Source organism: Algibacter sp. (genome assembly GCF_049667265.1).
Taxonomy (GTDB): Bacteria; Bacteroidota; Bacteroidia; order Flavobacteriales; family Flavobacteriaceae; genus Algibacter_B.
In genome coordinates this window covers 1-7,413 of the sequence record NZ_JBATHX010000169.1, presented here as the reverse complement: position 1 = coordinate 7,413, position 7,413 = coordinate 1, and the positions used below count along the sequence as shown (strand labels likewise).

The window sequence follows — 7,413 nt, the reverse complement described above, 5'->3', positions numbered from 1 at the left end:
ACAGGTATGCGTGGATTAATGGCTAAGCCTAAAAAATCTACTGCAGGTGGTGGATCGATTATTGAGAATCCAATTCTTTCAAACTTTAAAGAAGGACTTTCAATTTTAGAATACTTTATTTCTACTCACGGTGCTCGTAAAGGTCTTGCCGATACGGCTCTTAAAACTGCCGATGCGGGTTATTTAACGCGTCGTTTGGTAGATGTATCTCAAGATGTAATTATCAATTCTGAGGATTGTGGTACATTAAGAGGTGTTGAAGTTGAACCATTGAAAAAGAATGATGAAGTTGTTGAAAGGTTAGAAGAAAGAATCGTTGGTCGTGTATCATTGAATGATGTGTATGACCCTATTACTGAAGAGCTATTAGTTTCAGCTGGACAATTAATTGAAGATCCTATCGCTAAAGCAATCGAAGCATCGCCTATTGATAGTTTAGAAGTTCGTTCAGCATTAACTTGTGAAGCATTACAAGGTATTTGTGCTAAATGTTACGGAAGAAACTTAGCTACCGGTAAAATGGTACAACGTGGTGAAGCTGTTGGTGTAGTTGCTGCACAATCAATTGGTGAACCAGGTACTCAGTTAACGCTTCGTACATTCCACGTTGGTGGTATTGCAGGTAACATTTCAGAGGAAAATAATTTAGCTGTGAAGTTTAATGGTATCGCTGAAATTGAAGATTTAAAAACGGTTAAAGGAAAAGATAGCGAAGGAAATAATATTGATATTGTTATTTCTAGAACGTCTGAACTTAAACTTGCTGATAAGAAAACAGGTATTGTTTTAAGTACTAATAATATTCCTTACGGTTCTACTATTCTTATTAAGAATGGAGATACATTAAGTAAAGGTGATGTAGTTTGTACTTGGGATCCATATAATGGTGTTATTGTTTCAGAATTTGCTGGTAAAGTGAGATATGAAAACGTTGAACAAGGTGTTACATATCAAGTTGAAATTGATGAACAAACAGGTTTCCAAGAAAAAGTAATTTCTGAATCTAGAAATAAAAAGCTTATTCCAACGCTTCATATTGAAGACGCTAAAGGAGAAACGATGCGTTCATACAACTTACCAGTTGGCGCTCACTTAATGATTGACGATAATGAGAAAATTATTGTTGGAAAGATTTTAGTGAAAATTCCTCGTAAATCTTCTAAAGCAGGTGATATTACTGGTGGTCTTCCTCGTGTAACAGAGTTGTTCGAAGCACGTAATCCATCAAACCCAGCGGTAGTAAGTGCTATTGACGGTGTGGTATCTTTTGGTAAAATTAAAAGAGGTAATCGTGAGATTATTGTAGAATCTAAAACAGGTGATATTAAGAAATACTTAGTGAAATTATCAAGTCAAATTCTTGTTCAAGAAAATGATTTTATAAAAGCGGGTATGCCATTATCTGACGGTTCTATAACTCCTAATGATATCTTGAATATCAAAGGCCCTTCAGCAGTTCAACAATACTTAGTGAATGAAGTACAAGAAGTATATCGTTTACAAGGTGTGAAAATTAATGATAAGCACTTTGAGGTTGTTGTAAGACAAATGATGCGTAAAGTTAGAATCATTGATTCTGGTGATACTATATTCTTAGAAGATCAATTAGCTCATAAAGCAGATTTCATTAAAGAAAATGATGATATTTTCGGAATGAAAGTTATTGATGATGCTGGAGATTCAACGAATCTTAAAGCTGGACAAATTGTTTCACCTCGTGAGTTAAGAGATGAGAATTCAATTTTAAGAAGAGAAGATAAAGCATTGGTAACGGCTAGAGATGCACAACCTGCAACGGCAACTCCAATACTTCAAGGTATTACAAGAGCTTCGCTTCAAACAAAATCGTTTATCTCGGCTGCATCTTTCCAAGAAACAACTAAAGTACTTAATGAGGCAGCAGTTGCTGGTAAAGTAGATACGTTAGAAGGCTTGAAAGAGAATGTAATTGTAGGACACAGAATTCCTGCAGGTACTGGTATGAGAAGGTATACTGATATCATAGTTGGCTCTAAAGAAGAGTTTGATGAAATGATGCAAGTAAAACAAGAGTTAAATTATAATTAATATTTGTCATTCCCGCGAAGGCGGGAATCTCATCTGGAATATCGCAAAACCTTAATCTTTAGCTAGATTTTCGTAAAGTGTAATTCTAATAAAACAAAAGCCTTCATGTATATTTATACCTGAAGGCTTTTATAATATAAACAAATAATTATGGCAGAAGAAAAAGACAAACCAAAACAAGGTCAAATTAATATTGAGCTTGATGAGAAAGTTGCTGAAGGAACATATTCCAATCTGGCTATAATAAACCATTCCGTTTCGGAGTTTGTTGTAGATTTTGTAAACATAATGCCAGGAGTTCCTAAGAATAAAGTGAAGTCTAGGATTATTTTAACACCACAACATGCCAAGCGTTTATTAAAGGCATTAGGTGAGAATGTGAGTAAATTTGAAAATGCTCATGGTGAAATTAAAGATTACGAACAACCTCCAATACCGTTGAATTTTGGTCCGACTGGACAAGCTTAATATTCCAGAAGAAAAACTAATGGGAATGTAAATTAAAAGGTGCTCGAAATGTCTTTTTTGGAGCAACCACCGATGCCGTTGAATTTTGGTCCAACGGGGCAGGCATTGCTATAGATGTTAAACTCAAGTAGTTTAAAATGGTTTGGATAATTAATCGGTAATTAATGGTTATGGTGCATAACAATCCATTTAGATCTGGCACCATCATAAACTAGTTCAATCATCGCCCATTGTTCTGCCGCTAGTCTGTCATTATCTTCAATGCGATTACCTGCGCTCGAATTTGTGTCATTCTTTTTGAGAGTCACTTTACCTGATTGTGCATAGATCCAAATATGCTGTCCATCATAACCATCTTTGATGCCTGTAAATTCCGTATCACCAGCCGTATTATTAATTTTTATTATAGTTTTTCCTTCATTGGTTTCGCCATTATCAAGTAACAAATCTACATTATGATTGGTTTTAGTAGTTAGTGATATACTACCAAAATAATGATCATTAGTAGCAATAATAACATTATTGGATAATTTAAGCCTGGGGCCAATGCTAATCTCTCGTAGTGTACCAACTGCGTCCAATCCAAAAATTTTTGTGGCTGTAACGGTCGCTTGGTTTGTGTTATCAATACGTACTGTTCCTGCAACATGTAATGTTTCTTGTGGATTAGTTGTGTTAATACCAATTTGCGCAGAAAGAGAGGATGTCAAAAGCCATATAAAGGCTCCATAAATAAAAAGGAGTTTCATGTTGTAACTGTAGGGTTATTTTAAAAATAATTTGATAATTATTTAAATACAAAAATTTGATTAGTATAAAGATAATAAAATAATCTTTGGTAGCTTCAAAATCACATTCTAAGAGGTAAGCTATAAACTTCAATTTAACAGTAAAGTAAATTAAAATAGTTTCTTAACTAATAAATTTATGCGAACTTTTTTTTTAATGCATTTAACTTTTAATGAAATTTAAATTAAGAATATAAAATACTTATAAAAAAGTAAATATTCATAAATTTACTTTATAATTACTAAAAACACGACCTCTATAAACGTGGTTTTTTTAATTTTATTTTGTTTTAGGTGTATTTTGTTTAACGGACTTATATAACAGCTTTAAACTATCTTATTTTAAGTATTTTTAATTTTAAGATCAGTTTTAAGATTAATCAGATTAAAATTAATTAACTGTATTTTTTGCCAAACTAAATTTTAAAGCACCCGAAGGACACTTTTTTATTTGTTTAATTATTTTCTTAGTGTTGGTGTTTTCTAAATTTACCCAAGGTATTACATTGTTACTAAACACATCTGATAATTGTCTTATACAACGTTCAGCATTAATGCAAATACATGGTTTGTAGGATACTATGATATCCGAATTTCTAAAAATATTAGCAGTTGTTTCCATAAGTAGATCATGATTTGGGGGTTATGATTCTATTTTAAAACTAGAAAACAACTTGTTTCAGACTAAAATTTTTCGATAAAAAACACTTAAAGATTGATAAACAACTGAAAATCGATGAATAACAAGGTGTTATTAATCAAATTCAGATGTAAAATGAAGTTTTATGTTTGGATATTTTTGTTGTGTCATTTGCAAAGAAAAAGGTGAGTCTGCTAAAAACACCAACTGATTGTGTTTGTCTTTTGCCAAAAAACGTTGCTTAACTCTAACAAATTCCTTGTATTCATCACTTTTAGAGTTTTTCGGGTCAACCCAACAAGCTTTATGTACATTTAAGTTTTCATAAGTACATTTAGCACCATATTCATGCTCTAACCTATACTGAATAACCTCATATTGTAAAGCTCCAACGGTACCAATTACCTTTCTGCCGTTAAGCTCTAAAGTAAAAAGTTGTGCTACACCTTCGTCCATAAGTTGATCAATACCTTTAAATAATTGTTTTGATTTTAAAGGATCAGCATTATTAATATATCTAAAATGTTCAGGTGAAAAACTTGGTACACCTTTGTAATTTAAAATTTCTCCTTCGGTTAAAGTATCCCCAATTTTAAAGGTTCCGGTATCTTGTAAACCAACAATATCCCCTGGATAAGATATATCAACTATTTCTTTCTTTTCAGCAAAAAAAGCATTCGGACTAGAAAATTTAACCTTCTTATTATTCCTTACGTGTAAATACGGCGCATTACGTTTAAATTCACCGGAAACAATCTTAACAAAGGCCAGTCGATTTCTATGATTTGGATCCATATTGGCATGAATTTTAAAAACAAAACCGCTAAACTTTTTTTCTTCGGGTTTTACCAAACGTTCTTCACTTTGCTTTGGTCTTGGTTTTGGAGCAATTTCTATAAAGCAATCCAACAATTCCCTAACACCAAAATTATTTAAAGCTGAACCAAAAAACACGGGTTGTTGGTTTCCATTTAAATAGTCCTCTTTATTAAAACCTGGATAAATACCTTCAACTAGTTCAATTTCTTCCCTTAAAGTATTTGCAGCTTTCTCGCCAACTAATTTATCCAATTCGGGCGATGACAAATCTGAAATTTCAATCGTTTCTTCGATATCCTTTCTGCTATCACCACTAAAAAGATTAATGTTTTTTTCCCAGAGATTATAAATGCCTTTAAAGTCATAACCCATGCCTATCGGGAAACTTAAAGGTGTTACTTTTAGCCCTAGTTTTTGTTCAACTTCATCAAGTAAATCAAAAGCATCCTTTCCTTCTCTATCCATTTTATTAATGAATACAATCATAGGAATTTTACGCATTCTACAAACTTCCACAAGTTTTTCAGTTTGTTCCTCAACACCTTTTGCAACATCAATAACTACAATAACACTATCAACAGCAGTTAGGGTTCTAAACGTATCTTCAGCAAAATCCTTATGTCCTGGTGTATCTAAAATATTAATTTTAATGCCATCATATTCAAAAGCTAAAACAGAGGTTGCCACAGAAATTCCACGCTGGCGCTCAATTTCCATAAAATCACTCGTAGCTCCTTTTTTTATTTTGTTACTTTTTACAGCACCGGCTTCTTGTATGGCACCGCCAAACAATAGTAGTTTTTCTGTTAAAGTAGTTTTACCAGCATCGGGGTGCGAGATGATTCCAAAGGTGCGTCTACGTTGTATTTCTTTTAAAAAAGACATGAAAATTAAATTTTGGCAAATATACTTTATATTTAGGTTTTTGTAGAATATTAAGGTTAATAAAAGAAAATGAAAATTTGTTTTAAATTATGTGACTCTAGGGGGTAAAGGTGTGTCTAATAATATAAATGTTGAACCTTTTGTTGATTTTATTTTAGTTTTGATTAAATCAAAAGAATATTATGCATATTAAATTGACTAAAAAAAAAATATGGCTTATTTGCTATTATTAGGATTATGTAAACATTTGTTAAATAATTTTTATATTTTTATAGCTAATTAATTAAAAATAGTAGCAATTATCATAATCTCTCTAGTATGGTACACTTTAAGCGTTTAAAATTTGCTAATAAAAATTCAATGAGATTTTATAATGCTTCCATTCACGACAAATTAAAACCATTAGCCATAGTTTCTGCTAATGGGATAAAAATATCACAAAAAACACCAATTTCACTTTTTTAAATATGAAGAACTTTACATGTTTCTCCAACATTTTATCGGTTTTAAAAATTACGATAAAATTTGTTGTAATTGATAAATATAGTTTTCAATTAAGTTTAATGAGTACTAATTAAGTAGTCATTAAAATCAGTTTTGTTAAAGTGTATGTTACATTTGTTGATTGTCATTATAATAATTAAACAGAATTTCCACAAATCAACATTTGATAAATTAAATTAATATTTTTCAATTTAAAATGAAATCAATTTCACCCAAAAATAATATGAAAATCTTTACTCGATTCACATCTTTAATTAAGACTTCCTATGTAAAACTATTATTAGTTTGTATTGGACTTTTTTCATTTAGTACTAGTTATTCTCAATATGCCATAGATGGCAATTTAACTATAACAGGAACGAATACTATCGTTAACAATTATAGTGGTGTTACAGCAGATATTGCTATAGGTGCAACTACAATTTCAGTAAATGATATTGCTGGAGAATTGGGTGGACTTGCAGCTGGGGACCTTATCTTGATATATCAAGCTCAAGGGGCAGTAATTAATTCTTCTAATTCGGTGAATTTTGGTGCTGTAACAAGTTTAAATGGTGCCGGAACATACGAATATGCTTATGTTCAAGGTGTTGCCGGTAATGATATAACGATTTGCCCATCAACTTTTGGATATTTAGTCGCTGGTTTTACACAAGTTGTGAAGGTGCCTCAATATGATACACTTACCATTAATGCTGGTGCTTCAATTATAGCATCTCCTTGGCAGGATAGTGGTGCATATAGATTTGGTGGAATCGTTGCAATCAATGCTGTGAATATTGTTAATAATGGAACTATAGATGTATCAAGTATTGGATTCAGAGGAGGAGTGAGAGAAAATGACACTTCTCAACATGGTGCAAATGTTTATACTGATTATATTTCCTCATCATCAAGTATAAGTGCTGAAAAGGGAGAAAGTATTGCTGGTTTCGGCCCAGAATATGATGCATTAGGTGGTAGATATGGAAGAGGAGCACCTGCAAATGGTGGAGGTGGAGGAAATGCCCATAACGCTGGAGGTGGCGGTGGTGCAAATGGAAATAATGGAAATGTTTGGTTCAATGGTGCTGGTGTGATGTGTACTACATGTACAGGATCGGCTGCCTGGGCTTTGGACCCAGATTATATTGCAAATGGAAATGCGGTGACTACTTCTTCTGGAGGTGGTCGTGGAGGATACTCTTACGCTTCCAGTAATGAAAATGCTCTTACTGTTGCCCCTAGTAATAGTGCTTGGGG

The 7,413-nt window shown here is 32.6% G+C and carries 5 protein-coding genes and 1 pseudogene; 3 read left to right on the top strand and 3 right to left on the bottom strand.

The genetic code is table 11. From position 1 onward, the window contains the following. Positions 1 to 2,067: pseudogene (locus WBN21_RS06265) on the top strand (DNA-directed RNA polymerase subunit beta'); the annotation flags it as partial. Positions 2,068 to 2,217: 150 nt separating this feature from the next. Further along, a complete protein-coding gene (locus tag WBN21_RS06260) occupies positions 2,218 to 2,535 on the top strand; it encodes a DUF3467 domain-containing protein (protein ID WP_424198507.1) in 318 nt (105 codons plus the stop codon). 161 nt (positions 2,536 to 2,696) lie between these two features. Here the strand turns inward: WBN21_RS06260 and WBN21_RS06255 are convergent, their stop codons facing one another. The 3 genes from WBN21_RS06255 to WBN21_RS06245 all read right to left on the bottom strand — a co-directional run bounded on the left by WBN21_RS06255 (position 2,697) and on the right by WBN21_RS06245 (position 5,667). Further along, the gene (locus WBN21_RS06255; RefSeq protein ID WP_424198506.1) at positions 2,697 to 3,284 is read right to left on the bottom strand and encodes a hypothetical protein; all 588 of its coding nucleotides are present in this window, start codon (positions 3,282 to 3,284) and stop codon (positions 2,697 to 2,699) included. A gap of 430 nt (positions 3,285 to 3,714) precedes the next feature. Next, the gene (locus tag WBN21_RS06250; RefSeq protein ID WP_424198505.1) at positions 3,715 to 3,945 is read right to left on the bottom strand and encodes a (4Fe-4S)-binding protein; all 231 of its coding nucleotides are present in this window, start codon (positions 3,943 to 3,945) and stop codon (positions 3,715 to 3,717) included. Between the two features lie 132 nt (positions 3,946 to 4,077). Then, the gene (locus WBN21_RS06245; RefSeq protein WP_424198504.1) at positions 4,078 to 5,667 is read right to left on the bottom strand and encodes a peptide chain release factor 3; all 1,590 of its coding nucleotides are present in this window, start codon (positions 5,665 to 5,667) and stop codon (positions 4,078 to 4,080) included. Between the two features lie 727 nt (positions 5,668 to 6,394). Between WBN21_RS06245 and WBN21_RS06240 the strand changes: the two genes are divergently transcribed. Then, positions 6,395 to 7,413: hypothetical protein (locus tag WBN21_RS06240; protein ID WP_424198502.1), on the top strand; the 1,019-nt coding region annotated here is incomplete at its 3' end.